At 59.9% G+C, this 20,742-nt stretch carries 18 protein-coding genes; 13 read left to right on the top strand and 5 right to left on the bottom strand.

The annotated features are described in order from the left end of the window. Positions 1-128: 128 nt before the first annotated feature. From aceK to MEB48_RS10115, 7 genes are all read left to right on the top strand, one after another. On the top strand, positions 129-1,850 hold the full coding sequence (aceK, locus tag MEB48_RS10145; RefSeq protein ID WP_237884142.1) for a bifunctional isocitrate dehydrogenase kinase/phosphatase: 1,722 nt from the start codon (positions 129-131) through the stop codon (positions 1,848-1,850). Positions 1,851-2,028: 178 nt separating this feature from the next. Continuing rightward, entirely contained in the window at positions 2,029-5,940 is a 3,912-nt protein-coding gene (gene hrpA / locus MEB48_RS10140) for an ATP-dependent RNA helicase HrpA (RefSeq protein ID WP_237884141.1), read from the top strand. 322 nt (positions 5,941-6,262) lie between these two features. Continuing rightward, positions 6,263-7,384 (top strand): beta-ketoacyl-ACP synthase III, encoded by a 1,122-nt coding sequence (locus tag MEB48_RS10135; protein ID WP_237884140.1) that lies wholly within the window; start codon positions 6,263-6,265, stop codon positions 7,382-7,384. 175 nt (positions 7,385-7,559) lie between these two features. Further along, complete coding sequence (locus MEB48_RS10130) at positions 7,560-8,174, top strand: RNA polymerase sigma factor (protein WP_237884139.1); 615 nt, start codon at positions 7,560-7,562, stop codon at positions 8,172-8,174. Then, positions 8,168-8,404, top strand: coding sequence for an anti-sigma factor family protein (locus MEB48_RS10125; RefSeq protein ID WP_237884138.1), 237 nt, complete (start codon positions 8,168-8,170; stop codon positions 8,402-8,404). The genes MEB48_RS10130 and MEB48_RS10125 overlap by 7 nt, the downstream gene beginning before the upstream one ends. A gap of 231 nt (positions 8,405-8,635) precedes the next feature. Next, entirely contained in the window at positions 8,636-9,979 is a 1,344-nt protein-coding gene (locus MEB48_RS10120; RefSeq protein ID WP_237884137.1) for an OprO/OprP family phosphate-selective porin, read from the top strand. A gap of 148 nt (positions 9,980-10,127) precedes the next feature. Then, positions 10,128-11,252 (top strand): GNAT family N-acetyltransferase, encoded by a 1,125-nt coding sequence (locus MEB48_RS10115; protein ID WP_237884136.1) that lies wholly within the window; start codon positions 10,128-10,130, stop codon positions 11,250-11,252. 22 nt (positions 11,253-11,274) lie between these two features. Here the strand turns inward: MEB48_RS10115 and aqpZ are convergent, their stop codons facing one another. The 3 genes from aqpZ to MEB48_RS10100 form a co-directional block, all read right to left on the bottom strand. Then, positions 11,275-11,973 (bottom strand): aquaporin Z, encoded by a 699-nt coding sequence (gene aqpZ / locus MEB48_RS10110; protein ID WP_237884135.1) that lies wholly within the window; start codon positions 11,971-11,973, stop codon positions 11,275-11,277. Positions 11,974-12,254: 281 nt separating this feature from the next. Continuing rightward, entirely contained in the window at positions 12,255-12,860 is a 606-nt protein-coding gene (locus tag MEB48_RS10105) for a pyridoxamine 5'-phosphate oxidase family protein (protein WP_237884134.1), read from the bottom strand. A gap of 18 nt (positions 12,861-12,878) precedes the next feature. After that, entirely contained in the window at positions 12,879-13,364 is a 486-nt protein-coding gene (locus MEB48_RS10100; RefSeq protein WP_237884133.1) for a GNAT family N-acetyltransferase, read from the bottom strand. A 141-nt stretch (positions 13,365-13,505) separates the two neighbouring features. On the opposite strand from MEB48_RS10100, the gene MEB48_RS10095 reads away from it, so the two are divergent. The 3 genes from MEB48_RS10095 to MEB48_RS10085 all read left to right on the top strand — a co-directional run bounded on the left by MEB48_RS10095 (position 13,506) and on the right by MEB48_RS10085 (position 15,589). After that, entirely contained in the window at positions 13,506-13,931 is a 426-nt protein-coding gene (locus MEB48_RS10095) for a YybH family protein (RefSeq protein ID WP_237884132.1), read from the top strand. A gap of 74 nt (positions 13,932-14,005) precedes the next feature. Beyond that, entirely contained in the window at positions 14,006-14,350 is a 345-nt protein-coding gene (locus MEB48_RS10090; protein WP_237884131.1) for a YciI family protein, read from the top strand. A gap of 3 nt (positions 14,351-14,353) precedes the next feature. Then, positions 14,354-15,589, top strand: a complete 1,236-nt coding sequence (locus MEB48_RS10085; protein ID WP_237884225.1) for an RNA polymerase sigma factor — start codon at positions 14,354-14,356, stop codon at positions 15,587-15,589. A gap of 125 nt (positions 15,590-15,714) precedes the next feature. Here MEB48_RS10085 and MEB48_RS10080 read toward each other — a convergent pair whose 3' ends face one another. Beyond that, complete coding sequence (locus tag MEB48_RS10080; protein WP_237884130.1) at positions 15,715-16,569, bottom strand: LysR family transcriptional regulator; 855 nt, start codon at positions 16,567-16,569, stop codon at positions 15,715-15,717. A gap of 89 nt (positions 16,570-16,658) precedes the next feature. Here MEB48_RS10080 and MEB48_RS10075 point away from each other — a divergent pair, with 89 nt between their 5' ends. From MEB48_RS10075 to MEB48_RS10065, 3 genes are all read left to right on the top strand, one after another. Continuing rightward, positions 16,659-17,096 carry a multidrug/biocide efflux PACE transporter gene (locus MEB48_RS10075; RefSeq protein ID WP_237884129.1) on the top strand — a complete coding sequence of 146 codons (438 nt, stop codon included), beginning with the start codon at positions 16,659-16,661 and terminating at the stop codon, positions 17,094-17,096. A gap of 307 nt (positions 17,097-17,403) precedes the next feature. Then, the gene (locus MEB48_RS10070) at positions 17,404-19,029 is read left to right on the top strand and encodes a methyl-accepting chemotaxis protein (protein ID WP_237884128.1); all 1,626 of its coding nucleotides are present in this window, start codon (positions 17,404-17,406) and stop codon (positions 19,027-19,029) included. Between the two features lie 108 nt (positions 19,030-19,137). Continuing rightward, positions 19,138-19,557, top strand: coding sequence for a hypothetical protein (locus MEB48_RS10065; RefSeq protein ID WP_237884127.1), 420 nt, complete (start codon positions 19,138-19,140; stop codon positions 19,555-19,557). Here MEB48_RS10065 and MEB48_RS10060 read toward each other — a convergent pair. Next, entirely contained in the window at positions 19,554-20,732 is a 1,179-nt protein-coding gene (locus MEB48_RS10060) for a GAF domain-containing sensor histidine kinase (RefSeq protein WP_237884224.1), read from the bottom strand. The two genes, MEB48_RS10065 and MEB48_RS10060, sit on opposite strands and share 4 nt — an antisense overlap. Positions 20,733-20,742 lie beyond the last annotated feature (10 nt).

The following is a 20,742-nucleotide window of genomic DNA, read 5'->3' as shown; positions in this document are numbered from 1 at the left end:
GCACTTTCCTTCCTTGATTGGCGCGCAAGTGTCGCGCCAGTCAGGGCACAAGGCAATGGTTGCGTTGCGTCACACAGGGCCACTAAGCTCAGGCTCCAACGACAAGAACAGCCGCCGAGGTTTTACCTATGCCGCAGCAATGGCCAGCCGCCGACATCGCCCGAATGATCCTCGATGGCTTTGACGATTACCGCGAGCATTTCCGTCAGATCACCGACGGCGCCCGAGCCCGTTTCGAGCAGGCCCAATGGCAAGAGACGCAAGTCGCGTCGGCGGCGCGAATCAACCTTTACGAAGAAAAAGTCGGCGAAACGGTAGGGCGCTTGCATGAGTCGTTCGCAACTGATGTGCTGATAGATGTCAGCTGCTGGCCGCTGGTCAAAAGCGCTTATATCAGCCTGATCGACCTGCGCTTCGACGATGAACTGTCCGAGACCTGGTACAACTCGATTTTCTGCGGGCTGTTCAGCCACGACCTGATCAGCGACGGCTGCATGTTCATCCACACAACTCGGCCAAGCCTGCGCCGGGCCCGGGCCGCGCAAACTCGCACCTACAAGCCGCAGGGGCAGTTGTCCGGCATGCTCACAAGCATTTTTGCCGACTACCGTTTCAGCGAAGATTATGCTGATCTGCCCGGTGACCTGCGTCGCCTCGAAGCGCAGTTGCGCGAGAACCTGCCGGACTGGGTCTGCAAGGATCCGGAACTGAGTGTCGAGCTGTTTTCCTCGGTGCTTTACCGCAATAAGGGCGCCTATCTGGTGGGGCGCATCTACACCCCCGACGAGCAATGGCCGCTGGTAATTCCGCTGCTGCACCGCGAAGGCCGGGGCATCCAGATCGATGCGCTGATCACCGACGAGGCGGAAGTGTCGATCATCTTCTCCTTCACTCGATCGTACTTCATGGTCGATGTGCCGGTGCCGGCGGAATTCATCGGCTTTCTCAAACGCATCCTGCCGGGCAAGCACATCGCCGAGCTGTACACCTCGATTGGCTTTTACAAGCATGGCAAGTCCGAGTTCTATCGGGCGCTGATCAATCATCTGGCCAACACTGACGATCAGTTCATCATGGCCCCCGGCGTGCGCGGCATGGTCATGAGCGTGTTTACCCTGCCGGGCTTCAACACCGTTTTCAAAATCATCAAGGACCGCTTCTCACCGTCGAAAAACGTCGACCGCGCCACGGTGATCGAAAAGTATCGCCTGGTGAAAAGCGTCGACCGGGTCGGGCGCATGGCCGATACCCAAGAGTTCGCCGACTTCCGTTTCCCGTTGAGCAAGTTCGAGCCGGCATGCCTGGAAGAATTGCTCGAAGTGGCCGCGTCCACGGTCTCGGTGGAGGATGACACGGTGCTGATCCGCCACTGCTGGACCGAACGCCGGATGACGCCGTTGAACCTCTATCTGGAACACGCCAATGAAGCGCAGGTCCGCGAGGCGCTGGAGGATTACGGTCTGGCGATCAAGCAACTGGCGGCGGCGAACATTTTTCCCGGCGACATGTTATTGAAAAATTTCGGCGTCACCCGTCACGGTCGTGTGGTGTTTTATGACTACGATGAGATCTGCTTCCTGACCGAAGCCAACTTCCGCCACATCCCGCAACCGCGTACGCCGGAAGACGAAATGGCCTCTGAACCGTGGTACTCGATCGGGCCACTGGATGTGTTCCCCGAGGAGTTTCCACCGTTCCTGTTTGCCGATGCCGGGCAGCGGCGGTTGTTCGATCAATTGCATGGGGAGTTGTACAACGCCGATTACTGGAAGGGCTTGCAAGAGGCAATTCGGGCGGGGAAGGTGATTGATGTGTTTCCGTATCGGCGCAAAGGCCTCGACAACGAGTAGCCTCACGAGATCGTTCCCACGCTCTGCGTGGGAATGCAGCCGGGGACGCTCCGCGTCCCAAGAGCGGACGCAGAGCGTCCATTGAGGCATTCCCACGCAGAGCGTGGGAACGATCACATGGGAGCCCAAATCTGCGACAATCGGCCCCCTGCGCCACTAGACGACTTTTGCGTACCTGATGACTGACGAATCGCCTTCCATCGACAAACTGCTGAAAAACCTCGATCACGCCATGCTCGCCGACCGCCACCGGCTGCGGCGGCAGTTGCTTGAGCTGCGCAAGAAACCTGACGAGGCCAAACTGGCCCAATGGGTGACGCGCACGCAGGCGTCCTGTGATCAGGTGTTGGCGCGGCGCGCCAGCCTGCCGGTGATTCGTTACGACGACAGCCTGCCGATCGCCGCCAAGCGCGACGAAATCAAAGCGGCGCTGCAAAAGCACCAGGTGCTGATCATTGCCGGCGAAACCGGGTCGGGTAAAACCACCCAGCTGCCGAAGATCTGCCTGGAAATCGGCCGCGGCCAGCACGGTCTGATCGGCCACACCCAGCCCCGTCGAATCGCCGCCCGCAGCGTGGCGAGCCGGGTTGCTGAAGAATTGGCGACGCCGTTGGGCGCGCTGGTCGGTTATCAGGTGCGGTTCGAGGATCAGAGCGATGCCAATACCCTGATCAAACTGATGACCGACGGTATTCTGCTGGCGGAAACCCAGAACGACCGCTACCTCGAACGCTACGACACGATCATCGTCGACGAAGCCCACGAGCGCAGCCTGAACATCGATTTCCTGCTTGGTTACCTGAAAACCCTGCTGCCGCGTCGTCCGGATCTGAAAGTCATCATCACGTCGGCCACCATCGATCTGGAGCGTTTTTCCAAGCATTTCGATGATGCGCCAATCGTCGAAGTCTCCGGCCGCACCTTTCCGGTAGAGACCTGGTATCGCCCGCTGACCCTGGAACAGGACGAGGAAGGCAACCGCGTCGAGGATGATTTGACCGTGGATCAGGCGATCCTCGCTACCCTCGATGAAATTGCCGCGTTCGAACGCAGTGAGCGCAAGAGCCCCGGCGACGTGCTGGTGTTCCTGCCCGGCGAGCGCGAGATTCGCGACGCCGCCGACATGCTGCGCAAGGCCCAGCTCAAACACACCGAGATTCTGCCGTTGTACGCGCGGCTGTCGCCGGCCGAGCAGCAGCGGATTTTCCAGTCGCACCCTGGGCGTCGCGTCGTGCTGGCGACCAACGTCGCGGAAACCTCTCTGACGGTGCCGGGCATTCGTTACGTGATCGACAGCGGCACCGCGCGCATCAGCCGTTACAGCTACCGCGCCAAGGTTCAGCGCCTGCCCATCGAAGCGATTTCCCAAGCCAGCGCCAATCAGCGTAAAGGCCGTTGCGGTCGGGTCGAGCCGGGCATTTGCGTGCGCTTGTACAGCGAAGAAGATTTCATTGGTCGCCCGGAATTCACCGACCCGGAAATCCTGCGGACCAACCTCGCAGCAGTCATTCTGCAGATGCTCCATCTGCGCCTCGGCGAGATCACCGATTTCCCGTTTATCGAGCCGCCGGATGGCAAGGCCATCAGCGACGGTTTCAACCTGCTGCAAGAACTTTCGGCGGTGGACCGCAACAGTCAGTTGACGCCGCTTGGTCGCCAACTGGCGCGGCTGCCGGTGGACCCGCGCATGGGCCGCATGCTGCTGGAAGCGGCGAAACTGGGCAGCTTGCAGGAAGTGCTGATCGTCGCCAGCGCCATGTCGATTCAGGACCCGCGCGAACGTCCGCCAGAGCGTCAGCAAGCCGCCGATCAGGCCCACGCCCAGTGGAAAGACGTGGATTCGGACTTCGCCGGGCTGGTTAATCTGTGGCGTGGCTTCGAAGAACAGCGCCAAGCGCTGACGGCCAGTCCGCTGCGCAACTGGTGCCGCAAGAACTTCCTCAATTACCTGCGCCTGCGCGAATGGCGCGACTCCCATCGTCAGTTGAGCCTGATCTGTCGCGACATGCAGTTGAGCCTCAACAAAGAGCCGGCGGATTACCCGAAACTGCACAAAGCCGTGCTCTCCGGATTGCTCAGCCAGATCGGCCAGAAAACCGAAGACGGCGACTACCTCGGCGCCCGTCAGCGGCGCTTCTGGATTCACCCTTCATCCGGGCTTGGTAAAAAGCGTCCGCAATGGCTGATGACCGCCGAACTGGTGGAAACCACCAAGCTCTACGCGCGGATGGTCGCCAAGATCGACGCCGACTGGATCGAGCCGCTGGCCGGGCACCTGATCAAGAAAAACCACTTCGAACCTCATTGGGAGAAGAAGCGCGGTCAGGTCGTGGCCTTCGAGCAAATCACCCTGTTCGGGCTGATCGTGGTCGGACGCAGGCCGGTGCATTACGGGCCGGTCGACCCGGTGGTGTCTCGCGAGTTGTTTATCCGCGAAGGCTTGGTGCGTGGCGAGATTCAATCCAAAGCCAAATGCCTGACGGCCAACCAACAATTGCTGGAACAGCTCGACGAACTGGAAGCCAAGGCCCGCCGTCGGGACATTCTGGCGGACGAAGAAACCCTGTTCGCTTTCTACGATGCGCGACTGCCGGCGGAGATCCACCAGACTGCGACCTTCGACAGTTGGTACCGGATCAACAGTCAGAAAGACCCGCAACTGCTGATCATGCGCGAAGAAGACGTACTGGCCCGCGAAGCCAGCGAAGTCACCGCCGCGCATTACCCGGACACCCTGCACATCGGCGATCTGGAACTGGCGCTGAGTTATCACTTCGAGCCCAACCATCCGCGCGATGGCGTGACCTTGCGCGTGCCGGCACCGCTGTTGCCGATGCTGCCGCCGGAGCGTCTGGAATGGCTGGTGCCGGGCGTGATCGAGGCCAAGTGCATTGCGCTGGTGCGCAACCTGCCCAAGGCCCTGCGCAAGAATTTCGTGCCGGTGCCAGACTTCGTCAAAGCCGCGTTGCAGCGCATCACGTTTGCCGAGGGCTCATTGCCTCAGACGCTGGGCCGCGAGTTGCTGCGCATGACCGGCGCGCGGGTCAGCGATGAAGCCTGGGCCGAAGCCTCGCAGCAGGTCGAAAGCCATTTGCGGATGAACCTGGAAATCGTCGACGGTCAGGGCAAGTTCCTCGGCGAAGGCCGTGACCTGGCCGAGCTGACCGCACGCTTTGCCGAGGCCAGTCAGGCTGCGTTGGCGGTGCCGCAAACGGCGAAGAGCCAACAACCGGTGGAGCCGAAAGTCTTTGCCGCCGTGGCTGAGAAAACCCAGCAGAAAATCGCCGGGCTATCGATGACGGTGTATCCGGCGCTGGTGGAAGAGGGCGGGACGGTCAAGGAAGGTCGATTCTCGACCCCGGCCGAAGCCGAGTTCCAGCATCGCCGGGCCTTGCAGCGCTTGCTGATGCAGCAACTGGCTGAACCGGCGAAGTTCCTGCGCGGCAAGTTGCCGGGGCTGACCGAGTTGGGTCTGATGTACCGCGAACTGGGGCGCATCGACAGCCTGGTGGAAGACATTCTGCTGGCCAGTCTCGACAGCTGCATTCTCGACGGCGAAGACCCGTTGCCGCGCGATGGCGCCGGGCTGGCATCGCTGGCCGAGCGCAAACGCGGCGGCTGGACCGAGCACGCCGAACGGTTGGCCAGGCTGACCCTGGAGATTCTCAAGCACTGGCACGGCCTGCAAAAACGCTTCAAGGGCAAGATCGATCTGGCGCAAGCCGTGGCCTTGAACGACATCAAGCAGCAGCTCAGCCATCTGGTGTATCCGGGGTTCGTGCGTGAAACGCCGATGGCGTGGCTCAAGGAACTGCCGCGTTACCTCAAGGCCGTTGAGCAACGTTTCGAAAAACTCGGCGCTCAGGTGCAGAAAGACCGGGTCTGGAGCGGCGAATTGTCCGGGCTCTGGGCTCAATACCAGACCCGCGCCAACAAACATGCCCAGGAAAGCAAGCGCGATCCGCAGCTGGAACTCTATCGCTGGTGGCTGGAGGAATACCGGGTCTCGCTGTTCGCGCAGCAATTGGGGACCAAGGTGCCGATCTCCGACAAGCGCCTGAATAAGCAGTGGAGCCAGGTCGAGCCCTGAACCCTGTGGGAGCGGGCTTGCTCGCGAAGGCGGTAGATCAATCGACATATTGATTGAATGTCAGTCCGCTTTCGCGAGCAAGCCCGCTCCCACAGGTAAGGTGTTGTGCCAGCAGGTATTCGATTCAGCAAAAGGCGCCAAAAGCCAACGTTTATGGCAAACTTCGCGCCTATAAACGCCAGCCCCGCGGTTTTGAGCCTTCACGGGCCGGGCGGATCGGAATAAAGCGATGCCAGGTGTGCGTCCGGACCTGGGATAGACCCTTTGTGTGTTGGTACGTCGGTGCCAGCGCTTTCTGCCTGAACGGATTAGAGAAACGACCATGCATAACGTCGTCATCAGCGGCACCGGCCTGTACACCCCGGCCAACAGCATCTCCAACGAAGAGCTGGTGCAGTCTTTCAACGCTTACGTCGCGCAGTTCAATGCCGACAACGCCGAAGCCATCGCGCGCGGCGAAGTCCAGGCATTGACCGAATCCAACGCGGCGTTCATCGAAAAAGCGTCTGGCATCAAAAGCCGCTTTGTCATGGACAAGGACGGCATTCTTGACCCGCAGCGCATGGCACCACGCTTGCCCGAGCGCTCCAATGACGAATGGTCGGTGCTTTGCCAGATGGCCATCGGCGCGGCCGAGCAAGCCTTGCAGCGTGCCGGCAAGACCGCCGCTGACATCGACGGAGTAATCGTCGCCTGCTCCAACCTGCAACGCGCCTACCCGGCCATCGCCATCGAAGTTCAGGAAGCGCTGGGCATTCAGGGTTTCGGTTTCGACATGAACGTTGCCTGTTCCTCGGCGACCTTCGGTATCCAGGCCGCCGCCAACAGCGTGCAACTGGGCCAGGCCCGGGCGATCCTGATGGTCAATCCGGAAGTCTGCACCGGTCACCTGAATTTCCGCGACCGTGACAGCCACTTCATCTTCGGCGACGCCGCCACCGCGGTGATCATCGAACGTGCGGATCTCGCGACATCCGAGTACCAGTTCGACGTGGTCAGCACCAAACTGCTGACCAAGTTCTCCAACAACATCCGCAACAACTTCGGCTTCCTCAACCGCGCGGCGGAAGAGGGCATCGGTGCCCCCGACAAATTGTTCGTCCAGGAAGGCCGCAAGGTGTTCCGCGACGTTTGCCCGATGGTTGCCGAGCTGATCGCCACGCACCTGGAAGAAAACCAGCTCAACGTCAGCGACGTGAAGCGCTTCTGGCTGCACCAGGCCAACCTCAGCATGAACCACTTGATCGTCAAGAAACTGCTGGGCCGCGAAGCCACCGAGGCCGAAGCCCCGGTAATTCTCGATACCTACGCCAACACCAGTTCCGCCGGTTCGGTGATTGCGTTTCACAAAAACCAGGACGATCTGGTCAGCGGTTCGCTGGCTGTACTCAGCTCGTTCGGTGCCGGGTATTCGATTGGCAGCGTGATTCTGCGCAAGCGCTGATGCTTGCAGGGTGAGTGTACTGTTGTGACGAGGGAGCTTGCCCCGCTTTGGACATGTAGGAGCCAGGCTTGCCGGCGAAGGCGTCCTTAAGAGCGCCTTCGCCGGCAAGCCTGGCTCCTACGAAAAGCAGGGCAAGCCCTCGCCACAATACCGGTGGTTCTGAAACGAGGTTTGCATGGCCGCAGCTGACGACACCCTATTGCTCGAACGCCTGCTGGCGGGCGAGCAGAGGGCTTTCAAGGAACTGGTCAGCACTTACCAGAGCGCCATGCGCGCGGTGGCCTATGCCATCGTCGGCAATCGACACGCCGACGAGGTGGTGCAGGATGCCTGGCTGTCGGTGGTGCGCAATCTCGGCGGGTTCGAGCGGCGTTCAAGCCTCAAGACCTGGCTGCTGACCATCACCGCCAACTCGGCCAAGAGCCGCTACAAGCAAAACCGCCGGGAAGTGCTGCTCGATGACCTGCCGTCGCCTCACGGCACGGTCGATGACGATCGTTTTTCATCGAGTGATGGTCATTGGCTGGTGGCGCCGTACGCCTGGCATCAGGACACGCCAGAGGCGCTGTTGACCGAAAACGAGCTGCGCGAATGCCTGGAGCACACGTTGCTCAACCTGTCGGAACTGCAAAGCAGTGTGTTGCTGTTGCGTGAGCGACAGGGGCTGGAGCTGGAGGATATCTGTAATCTTCTGGAGCTCTCGCTCTCCAATGTTCGTGTGCTGCTGCATCGGGCACGGTTGAAGGTCTTTGCGACCGTGGAGCATTTTGAGGAAACCGGCGAATGTTGACCTGCAAGGAACAAGTGGCGCGCTCCAGTGATTATCTCGATGGCCAGTTGAGTTTTCGTGAGCGACTGATGGTCCGGCATCATTTGATGTTTTGTCGCTATTGCCGACGGTTCATTCGGCAGATGCGGTTGATGCAGGCCACCCTGAAAGTGATGCCTGAGCCGCCTGTACCTGATCTGGATGCGCTGGCGGAACGTCTTGCCAACGAACATCTGAAGAACAAACCGTAGTTTTTCCGCCCGTACACAACCCTTAGCCGCTCTAGCTGAAGGCTTGCAGCTCATCTCCCTGTGGCTGTTTTTTCGTTATTTCGATTCGAAGTAAAAAAGTTCCCCTGTCATAAAATCTTTATCTATCAGCAACCCGGCTGAAATACCCCGCCTCCAAGATTCCCTCCCAACACAAGCGGGCCAGACCCGCGTGTTTTCAAGCTACAGACCACCAATTAGGGGAACTCTTCGATGATCCGTAAGCACTTCGCCGGTTTTGCCGCCAGCGCATTGGCCATGGCAGTAACCGCCCAGGCTTTCGCTGGCACCGTCACCACTGACGGCGCCGATATCGTAGTCAAAACCAAGGGCGGCCTCGAAGTCGCCACCACCGACAAAGAATTCAGCTTCAAACTCGGCGGTCGCTTGCAGGCTGACTACAGCCAGTTCGACGGTATCTACACCGACAATGGCAACAGAGCCGATGCCGCTTACTTCCGTCGTGCGTTCCTGGAACTGTCCGGTGTGCTGTACACGGATTGGGCCTACACCATCAGCTACGACTTCTCCCACAACACCGGTGATTCCGATAACGGCTACTTCGACGAAGCGTCGTTGGCCTACAACGGCTTCAAACCGGTCTCGATCAAAGTCGGTCGTTTTGACCCGGACTTCGGCCTGGAAAAAGCCACCAGCTCCAAGTGGGTCACTGCGCCAGAGCGCAACATGGCCTACGACATGGTCGATTGGGCCAACGGTCACCAGAATGGTCTGGGCCTGCAAGCCTCCAGTACCTTCGCGGATTCGTTCTACGCCTCCGCCGGCGTATTCAGCAAAGACACCGACGATACCGATGGCGACAGCATCAAACAGGTCAACGGCCGCTTTGTATTCGCCCCGTTGCATGATGCCGGCAACGTGCTGCACTTCGGTGTGAACGTGGCTTCCCGTGATGTTTCCGACACGGCTTTCGATTCGCGATATCGCACCCGTATGGGCATGCGTGGCGTTGAAACCCTGGGCGGCAACGATGCCGGACCCAACGGCAACCGTCCGGTGCTGGGTGGCAGTTCCACTTCGCCTGCCGGCTCCTATGACCGTGACGACGCTTACGGTCTGGAAGCCGCATTCGCCATGGGCCCGGCCTCGATCCAGGGCGAATACATTGCCCGCAAGACCAAGGCCGATGACAGCAGCCGTGAAGACATCAAAGGTGATGGTTTCTATGTCCAGGGTGCCTACACCCTCACTGGCGAATCCCGTGGCTATAAAGTCGGCAAGTTCGATGCGATCAAGCCAGCCAACAAGTCCATCGGTGCCTGGGAGCTGTTCTATCGTTACGACAGCCTGACCGTCGAAGACGACAACATCACCACCGCCAGCCTGACCCGCGATGTCGGCGATGCCGAAGCTCAGGTGCATACCCTGGGTGTGAACTGGTACGCCAACGAAGCGGTGAAAATCACTGGCGCCTACCTCAAGGCCAAGACGGACAACGTGACCAATGCCACGGCTGCCAGCGGCACTACCCCGGCACGTCGTACCGGTGATGACAGCGGTGACGGCTTCGTGGTTCGCGCGCAATACGTGTTCTAAACCGTAGTAAATGCAGTAAGAGCTCTTTCTTCATCCGTTAAAGCTCCTCTGGTTTTAACCCCGCTTCGGCGGGGTTTTTTTATTTCGGGTCAGGCAATCAATCAGCGATACTCGTCCCATCTGTAGAAAATGATGGTCGGGGATACTGATGCCGCTGCAACGTCTGGAAAGCCTGTCGGAAATCGCACCGCACACCTGGGACGCCCTGGTGCCGGAAACTCAGCCGTTTCTGCGCCATGCCTTTCTGAGCGCGCTGGAAGACAGCGGTTGCCTCGGCCCGCATTCCGGCTGGCAGCCCGAGCATTTGCTGCACATCGAAGGCGATCGCCTGGTCGCTGCGCTGCCCAGTTACCGCAAATGGCATTCCTACGGCGAGTACGTGTTCGACCATGGCTGGGCCGAAGCCTGTGAGCGTGCCGGCATCGATTACTACCCCAAGCTGTTGACGGCAGTGCCATTCAGCCCGGTCAGCGGGCCGCGATTGCTGGCGGCGACGATCGAGGACGGTTTCGAACTCCTGCAGAGCCTGCCGGGTTATCTGGAGATCGAAGGACTTTCCAGCGCCCACATCAACTTCACCGATCCATTCACCGACGCGGCATTGGCCGAACAGCCAGGCTGGTTGCAGCGCATTGGCTGTCAGTACCACTGGCAAAATCGCGCTTATCGGGATTTTCAGGACTTCCTCGACGCCCTCAGTTCGCGCAAGCGCAAGCAAATGCGCAAAGAGCGTGAGCAAGTGGCGGGGCAGGGCATCGATTTCGAATGGCTGGAAGGGCAACAACTGGATCAAGCGCAGTGGGACTTTGTGTATGCCTGCTACGCCAACACCTACGCGGTGCGTCGGCAAGCGCCGTACCTGACGCGGGAATTTTTCAGTCTGTTGGCCGAGCGCATGCCGGAGTCGATCCGTGTGGTGCTGGCCAAACAAGGCTCACGACCGGTGGCCATGGCGTTCAGTCTGGTCGGTGGCGACAGCTTCTATGGCCGTTATTGGGGCTGCCTGGCGGAGTTCGATCGCCTGCACTTCGAGACCTGTTTCTATCAGGGCATGGATTACGCGATTGCCCATGGTTTTCAGCGTTTCGACGCTGGCGCGCAGGGTGAGCACAAGTTGATCCGTGGATTCGAACCGGTGATCACCCACTCTTGGCATTACCTGCGCCATCCGGGCTTGAAGTCAGCGGTGAAAGACTTCCTTGAGCGTGAACGTATCGGGGTGTTGGGTTATGCCGAAGACGCGAAAACCGCCTTGCCCTACCGACAAGGCTGATCTTCGCCGCTTACAGCGTCGGTTAACTGTCTTCTTTACCCAGCCAGCGATACATCACGCCGCCGATGACCGCACCCAGAATCGGCGCCAGCCAGAACAGCCACAGTTGCTGAATCGCCCAACCGCCGACAATCAGCGCCGGGCCCGTACTGCGGGCCGGGTTGACCGAGGTGTTGGTGACCGGAATCGAGATCAGGTGAATCAGGGTCAGCGCCAGGCCGATGGCGATGGGCGCCAGCCCGGCCGGGGCGCGTTTGTCGGTGGCGCCGAGGATGATCAGGATGAACATGGCGGTCATCACCAATTCACTGACAAAACCTGCCGCCAACGAGTAGCCGCCGGGCGAGTGTTCGCCGTAGCCATTGGAGGCAAGGCCGCTGGCCAGTTCGAAGCCGGGTTTGCCGCTGGCGATGAAGTACAACAGAGCTGCTGCGATGATCGCGCCAATCACTTGGGCGATGATGTAGGCGGGCAGTTCTTTGACTGGGAATCGTCCGCCGACCACCAGCCCGACCGAGACCGCAGGGTTGAGATGACAGCCCGAAATGTGGCCGATGGCGAAGGCCATCGTCAGCACCGTCAAACCGAATGCCAGGGACACCCCCAGCAATCCAATCCCCACCTCTGGAAACGCGGCCGCCAGAACCGCACTGCCGCACCCTCCTAACACTAACCAGAACGTCCCCACCAATTCTGTAGCCGAGCGTTTGAACAAAGACATAGCGAATTTCCCTGCAGAGATAACACTGTCGTTGTGCATCCAGCAGATGGACTACAGAACCATCTCCAGTACCCTGGCTGAGTACAGCAGAGTTTTTACGGAATTCCAGTGACCATAAAAACCGCCAGGGCCCGTGTTCAAAGGGTTGTGGCGATTCGCCGATCTAATGTGGGAGCGGGCTTGCTCGCGAAGGCGGTCTGTCATCCAACATTGATGTTGAATGTGATGGCCCTTTCGCGAGCAAGCCCGCTCCCACATTGAATTGTGGCGGTGTCAGGTAATCAGTAGAGGCTATTTCGCACTCTCACCGGTGCTTCCCGGTCATACGCCTCGGCATCGAACTGCCCATCGTTCAGGCGCATGTGAAACGCCCCGGCCGTCGGCAGTGCAGAGCGCTCGAGGTATTTTTCCGGGTTCCACACATCCGAACGCACCATCGCTTTCGAACAGTGGAAATACGCCGCTTGCACCGTCACCAGCATCACCGTACGCGCCGGTTTGCCGTTGACTGCAAAACTCTCCAGCAACCCGGGCTCGGCGCTGATGTGCGCCGTGCCGTTGACCCGCAACGTCTCGCCGATCCCCGGAATGATGAACAGCAGCGATACCCGCGAATCGAGCACGACATTGCGCAGCGTGTCGATGCGGTTGTTGCCCGGGCGATCCGGGATTGCCAGCGTGCGTTCATCGACGATCCGCACGAAACCCGGCGTATCGCCACGCGGCGAGCCGTCCATGCCGTCGGGGCCGACCGAGCTGATAATCACCAGCGGCGAGGCGCGGACCATCGCCTGATAGTCCTCGTTCAGAAACGGGATCTGCTTGCGCACCGCGCGGTCATGGGGCAGGCCGTAGATCGCTACCAGCGCTTCGATTGAATTCAACATCGTTCATCCCTCTACGAATCAGAAAACCAGCCCCATTCGCCGTTCGTAACCGATCCGGCCTTTGTACGCTTCGCCGCTGTCGACAAAGCCATATTTGGCATACAGCGCGATGGCCGACTCATTGTCTGCATCCACCGACAACTCCAGCCCTTTGATGTCCGGCCAGGCCTGGCGCGCAACCTCGGGCAGGGCTTGCAGGCAGGCTTTGCCATAACCTTTGCCTTGGGCGCGACGATCGACTTGCAGGGCATGCAGGGTGGCGCTGTGTTCGTTGGCCCAAGCCGGCAGCACCGGCGGGCGCTTGAGCAGCAGGAAAGCCACCGGAACATCTTCCACCAGCAGGGCAAAGCCTTTGACGCCGGGGCCGGGTTTGGACAGCAAGGTGTGCAACGCACCATGAATGTCGCCGGAGAATTTGATTTGTTCAGCGTGGATTTCGATGGCCTCGACCTGTTGGCGCTGCAGGGCGTTCAGGTTTTCGTAAGGCACGAGTCGGGCAGTCACTGGAGGGTCCTTTTTCCAACGGAAATGAGCCTCGGATTCTAGCGAGTTTGCGTTCGTCGCCAATTTTTATTTCGTCTGTCGATTTGACTGATCGCCAGACGACTAAGGGTGTCTTCACACTAAAACCCACGGAGAACCATCATGAATGCTCAAACACAAATCAATAACCTGATCGAGAACTACCGCCAGGCGGTCATCGCCAAGGACGTGGACAAGGTCATGGCCCTGTATGCCGACGACATCGTTTCCTTCGATGCCGTCAAAGCCCTGCAATTCAAGGGCAAAGCGGCCTACCGCGCGCATTGGCAGGAATGCATGGAGATGTGCCCGGGCCCGCACATTTTCGAGTTCCATGAAATCACCATCGAACCGTCGCAGGAGATCGCTTTTGCGCACTGGCTGGCGCATTGCGGCGGCACCAATGAAAAAGGTGAAACCCAGGCTTGCTGGATGCGCGTCACTGCGTGCTACCGCCAGGAAGCGGGGCTATGGCAGATCGTTCACGAGCACTGGTCGGCGCCTTTCGACATGCAGAGCGGCGCGACGCTGTTCGACCTGAAACCCTGACATTATTTAATGACAAACAGCGCCAAAATGCCGATCTGCAGCCATAGTTGTTCCGTTCAATCAGGAGAGTAGTGATGAAGTATTTATGCTTGGTCTACAGCGATGAGCACTTGCTGCATTCGCTACCGGAGAGCCCCCACGATGCCGAGTGCATGGCCTACAGCGAGTCGATCCAGGGCAGCGGCCGGATGATCGCCGCCGAAGCGCTGGAATCGGTGCAGACCGCGACCACTGTGCGCATGCGCAACGGCAAAATGTCGGTCACCGATGGCCCGTTCGCTGAAACCAAGGAGCAGTTGGCCGGCTTCTACCTGATCGATGCCAAGGACCTCAATGAAGCCATCCAGGTCGCCGGCAATATTCCGGCGGCCCGGGTCGGCTGTGTTGAAGTACGCCCTGTGCGCCAGTTGAATCCCTGAGTGATGGCGGACGCAGCGGTCAAGGCGCGAGTCGAGCAGGTCTACCGCGAAGATTCGCGGCGGATTCTGGCGACCCTGATCCGACTGCTCGGCGATTTCGACCTCGCCGAAGAAGCGCTGCACGAGGCGTTCTTCGTCGCGGTCGAGCGCTGGCAGCGTGACGGTGTGCCGGACAATCCGCGCACGTGGCTGGTGTCCACCGGGCGTTTCAAGGCCATCGATGTAGTGCGTCGGCGCGCGCGCTTTAACGCGTCCCGACCGATGTTGATCGCTCAACTGGAAGAGCTGGAGCAGGCTGACTGGAGTGATGAAGATGTGGAAGACGATCGCTTGCGGCTGATTTTCACCTGTTGCCACCCGGCACTGGCGGCGGACGCCCAAGTGCCGTTGACCCTGCGCGAAGTCTGCGACCTGACCACTGAAGAAATCGCCCGGGCCTTTCTCGCGGCGCCGGCCACCATCGCCCAACGTATCGTGCGGGCCAAGGCCAAGATTCGTGATGCGAAAATCCCTTATCAGGTGCCCACCCTGACGGAACTGCCCGAGCGTCTCGACAGCGTGCTGCGGGTGATTTATCTGGTGTTCAACGAAGGCTACTCGGCGTCTAACGGTAGCGAACTGACCCGCGAAGACCTGACGCGCGAAGCGATTCGTCTCGGTCGGTTGCTGATGGAATTATTGCCTGAACCTGAGGTGATGGGGTTGCTGGCACTGATGCTGTTGCATGAGTCCCGGCGCCCGGCCAGGACCTCGCCCGACGGCGAGTTGATTGTGCTGGACGAACAGGATCGCTCGTTGTGGGACGCCGAGCTGATTGCCGAAGGCTGCGCATTGGTGGAGCGGGCGCTGACGACCCGGCGCTTCGGGCCTTATTGCCTGCAAGCGGCGATTGCGGCGGTGCATGCCGAAGCAACCACGGCGGCGCAGACGGACTGGCCGCAGATTGTCGGTCTGTATGACGTGCTGCTGCGGGCCGTGCCGTCGCCGGTGATCGAACTCAACCGCGCGGCGGCGCTGGCCAAGCGCGATGGACCGCTGGCCGGGCTGACATTAATCGAAGGGATTCTGGCGCGGGGCGAGTTGCTGGATTACCACTTGGCGCACTCGGCGCGGGCAGAGTTTTACCGACAGTTGGGCAGGGTGGAAGAGGCGCGGGCGGCGTATGAGCGTGCGCTGGAATTGACGCAGCAAGTGCCGGAGCGGCGGTTTATCGAGGGGCGGCTTCGGGCGTTGGAGTGAGGTGATCTTGCGGGCCCCTTCGCGGGCAAGCCTCGCTCCTACAGGATTGAGTCGATCACACTTTTACGATTCGACTCGCATCTGTAGGAGCGAGGCTTGCCCGCGAAGGGGCCAGTGAAACCACATCACTCCAGCATCTTGCCAAGCAACCAACTCCCCGCCGGCCCCGGCGGATGCAGCCGCGACCAGAGCGCATCGACATACACCGGTTTCGGCCAGCCGCGCACCTTCAGCTCCACCAACGACCCCGCCCCGAATCGCCCCACCAGCCACCGAGGCAACGGCGCCCAGCCGAACCCGCCCTGGGCCATTTCCAGCAGCATCAGGTAACTCGGCGCCGACCAGACGCGCCCCTTCGCGCGGCTTTCATACGGATTGATGATCGTTGCCAGACGCAGCTCGCGGTGCTGTTCCAGCACGTCCTGATCGATGCCCTTCAGCTTCGCCAACGGGTGTGTATGGGACACGAACAGGGCGATTTCCGTGCGCTCGTCCACCGTCGAACTGACCAGGTCTGGTGGGTAATTGTCCTGCATCTCGGCGAACGCGACATGGGCTCGGCCGCGTTGCACCAGTGCCACCAGGTCATCGCATTCGGCGATCAGGCATTCCAATTCCAGGTCTGGATAACGCTGCTCGAAAGCACTGAGCGCCGCTTCAAAACGGTCGGACTGATAAGTGTCGGATATCGCCACGGTCAGCTTCGGTTCGACGCCTTGGGAGAGTTGGCTGGCGGTCATTTCCAGACGGCTGGTGGCAGCCAGAATCTCCTCGGCCCGTTGCAGCATGACGTGCCCGGCCGGGGTCAGGCTCGGCTTGCGACTGCTGCGGTCGAAGAGGGCAAGGTTCAGGTCGATTTCCAGGCTGGCCACTGCGGCGCTGATGGTCGACTGACTGCGACCGAGCTTGCGCGCCGCCGCAGAAAACGAGCCTTGAGTCGCCGCCTGGACAAACGCCAGCAACACTTCGTGGGAAGCCATGAACTATCGCCTTGATCGATGGTTATTGGTTATGAAGTATCGTTTCGATAATCGATCATGGCAACCACAGTCACTCAGGGAGTCTGGCCATGAACGCCAACAAATCCATCACTGAACGAATGTTCCAGGCCATCGGTTTCGAACTGCTGGCGATATTGATCTGTACCCCGCTGCTGGCCTGGATCATGGACAGACCCATGCTGGAAATGGGCGCGGTCACCCTGGCCATTGCAGCCCTTGCCCTGGCCTGGAACGTGGTCTTCAACGGTCTGTTCGACCGGTTGCTCAAGCGCTTTGCCATTGTGCGCAATGCCTGGGTGCGCGTGGTGCACGCGCTATTGTTCGAAGGCGGTCTGGTCGCGTTTGGCGTGCCGTTGATTGCCTGGTGGCTGAAGATCAGCCTGTGGCAGGCGTTCCTGCTGGACATCGGCGTACTGCTGTTTTTCCTGCCGTACACCTACGTTTATCACTGGGGTTATGACGTAGTGCGTGAGCGACTGTTGGTGCGCAGGGTTTGCGAGGTTTAAAAAGTCGTGTAGGAGCGAGGCTTGCCCGCGAAGAACGATGACGCGTAATACCTGAAAAACCGCGGTGCCTTCTTCGCGGGCAAGCCTCGCTCCTACAAGGGGGAGTATTGAGGCAGATGAGTTTCTGTGACAGTGGAATGGCGTCGCTGACCGATGGTCGGAAAGGGCTCAAGAAAGCATCTGGCCCGCCGATGAGGCTGATGTTGATCTTCCGATTCTGGTGGTGAACCAGTGTCGCTGACAGGGATGTCCGGACATCTTGCATGCCACTTGGGCGTGCCTTATCCCTGTCATGAGATATCACTCGATGTTTTTGCAAAAATCCCTGAGAGCGCAAATCCTCGCCCTGTTGAGCGGCAGCCTGTTGGCGATGTTGCTGATCGCTTTGGCTTGCTTTCACTTTCTGTCCAGCGGTGTTCAGAGTTACGCGAACCTGATCGAAGGCCCGTTGCACACCTCGCAATTGATCGATGAAGCCAACCTGCAATTCAAGGTGCAGGTTCAGGAGTGGAAGAACGTTCTGCTGCGCGGCAAGGAACCTGCGAACCTGGGCAAATACTGGAAGCAGTTCGAGGACCGCCAGCGCGACGTGCAGGGCATCCTCGGTGAACTGGCCGGGCAGAAAGGCATCGAGCCGCAACTCAAGACCCGCATCGAACGCTTGCGTGAAGAACATCGTGTATTAGGTGCGGCCTATCAGAAGGGCCGTGATGCCTATGTGGCGGCCGGTGCCGACCCAACGGCCGGCGACAACGCAGTCAAAGGCGTGGACCGTGCCGCCAGCGAGCAAATGAGTGAACTGGTCAGCGAACTGCGCAAGCAGGGCACCGAGCAATCGAAACTGATCAGCGCCAGCGCCGACCAGACCGTGTTGTTGGGGCTGGTGGTGATGCTGGTGTCGGGCCTGCTGATTGGCCTGTTGAGTCTGTGGCTGGTCAACCGCAACCTGGTGGAGCCGATCCGTAAACTGATCGACTATGTGGCACAACTCAGCCAAGGGCGCTTCGCCGAGCGCGTGGCCAGCAGCCGGCAGGACGAGTTGGGCAACCTGGCCAAGGCCGCCAACACCTTGCGCGATTTCCTCGCCGAAACCTTCAGCCGCTTGCAGCGCAGTGCGACGGACCTGGACAGCGCCAGCGGCGAATTGAACTCGATTGCCGGCCTCATGGCCAGCGGCACCAACGAGCAATTCAACCGCACCGATCAGGTGGCCACGGCGATGAACGAAATGTCCGCCACCGCGCAAGAAGTCGCGCGCCACGCAGCCGATGCGGCACGTGCGGCCGACGACGCCGACCAATCCGCCCAGCAGGGTGAAAAAGTCATGCAGGGCACCATTCACACCATCACCCAAATGCGCGGCGAAATCGCCAATACGGCCACGGTCATCCGTCGTCTGGAAGCCGACAGCGGGCGCATCGGTAAAGTGCTGGAAGTTATTCGCGGCATTGCCGAACAGACCAACCTGCTAGCGCTCAACGCCGCAATCGAAGCGGCCCGTGCCGGAGAAGCCGGGCGTGGTTTTGCGGTGGTCGCCGATGAAGTGCGCAGCCTGGCCCAACGCACGGCAGCGTCGATCATCGAGATCAACCAGATCATTCAAACCGTGCAAACCGGTGCGGTGGACGCGGCCCAAGCCATCGAAAGCGGCCAGTCGCGCAGCGAAGAAAGCGTCGAGCAAGTGACTCAGGCTGGCGCCATGCTCGAGCGCATCACCCATGCCGTGGAAGCCATTCGCGACATGAATCGCCAGATCGCCACCGCCGCCGAAGAGCAGACTTCAGTGGCCGAAGACATCTCGCGCAACCTCACCGAAATCACCAGCATCGCCAGTACCAACCTGGACAACGTGCAGCGCACCGAAGCGGCCAGCCACAATCTGCATGGCTTGTCGGGGCAGTTGAATGAAGTGACGGCGCGGTTGAGCGCCTAGTGAAATGGGCTGTGTACCGATTCGGTTACCGACTCGGTACACAGTCGCTCTCAAGTTCGCGCCGCACCAGTCGATGATGGATTTAATAACTCCACATGGATAAATCTCATGGTCAGTATCAGCTCCGTTTCGATCAACCAGACTGTCTCGACGTCTTCGAGCAGCGTCACGATCAGCGACAACAGTGAAGACACCTCAGTTGCAGCGACTACCGAGGCGACCAAGATTGCCGCTGGCGGTGCTCCCGCGTCGAGTGACAGCAGTTCCAGCAGCAGCGAATCCGATACGGTGAAACAACTGCGCAAGCAGATCGCCGAGCTGCAAAAGCAATTGCAGGAACAACAGCAACAGCTGCAAGCGGCCCAGGCCAGGCAGGAAAGCGAAGCCAAAGTAGCGGACGTCGCGGCGGCTCAGTCGCAGGTTGCGGCCACTTCGGCTTCATTGCTGACGGTGACGGCGGCATTGTTGCAGGCGTTGCAGGATGAGGGTGGCAGTACGTCGGGTTCGCTGGTCAGCACCGCCGCTTAAGTCCGTGAGGGCAAACTGAAAGTAAACGTCGTGCCTTGTTGCTCGGTCGACAGCACCTCCAGCTTTCCTCCATGGGCCTGCGCAATCTGACTGGCAATGTACAACCCCAACCCGAGACCGGTCTGCGAAGTTGCGCCAGCTGGTTTCGAATAGGGCTGGAACAGATGCGGCAGCGCATCTTCGGCAATCAGCCCCTGGTTTTTTACGCTCAACACAAAGTGTCCGTCCTCGACCTGCGCGCTGACCTCGATCGGGCCGTCGGGATCTCCGTGGACAACGGCGTTCGCCACCAGATTGGATAACAATTGCGTGACCCGTTCGCGATCGCAATGAACCTTGCTCAGGTCGCCAATCGACGACTGAATGATGCGTTTGGGGTGAATGCTCTGGATCTCGGAAATCACATGCCGCAACGCATCCGCCAGATCCGGGCACGGCTCCATGTTCACCGGGATGCCTCGGCCCAGTGAACCCCGCGCGAAGTCCAGCACATCGTCCACCAGTTTGGTCGCACGTCGGGCGCTGGTGAGGATATGCCGGGCCCGTTGCTCATTCGCCGGGTCAGAGACTTTGCGCAGGAGCATTTCGGCGCCGGCACTGATGGCGAACAAGGGGTTACGCAAGTCATGGCCGAGTACGGCGATGAATTGTTCGGGTAGTTCGGCGGTTTGGCACTCCTTCATCAGCGTCGCTTCGGTCCGTTGCTGGTTTTCTTCGGCTTCGATCTGCAGCGCGAGTATTCGGGCGAACGACTCCATGGTGCTCTGGATCGTGCTGGACTTGAGCGGCGCCGGATTGGGATCAAGAGCACAAAGGGTGCCGAAAAAGCGCCCATCGGTGCGCACTATCGGGACGGCAATGTAGCTTTCGAATGGATAGGTACGGGGCGTGTGGTGATCTTGGTAGAGCGGTTCTTCACTGGCCTTGTCGATCACCACTGAATGTTGGCCCTGGCGGATTTCGTCGCACAGGGTGGCGACCAGCTCCAGTTCATCGCCCACCTGCACACCGACATCCAGTCGATCGAGCACCGCGCAGACGGTCCAGGAGTCTTCGGTAACACGGGCCACCGCCGCGAACCGCAAGCCGGTCAACTCGCTGATCACCTGGAGAATCGCCGGCACCGCACTGATCCGGCTGATTGTGGCGATGTCTGCTGTCGCTGTTTGCCCCATATCCGTGGTT

Source organism: Pseudomonas sp. PGPR40, assembly GCF_022014505.1.
GTDB lineage: Bacteria > Pseudomonadota > Gammaproteobacteria > Pseudomonadales > Pseudomonadaceae > Aquipseudomonas.
This window is presented reverse-complemented; position numbering and strand designations above follow the sequence as displayed.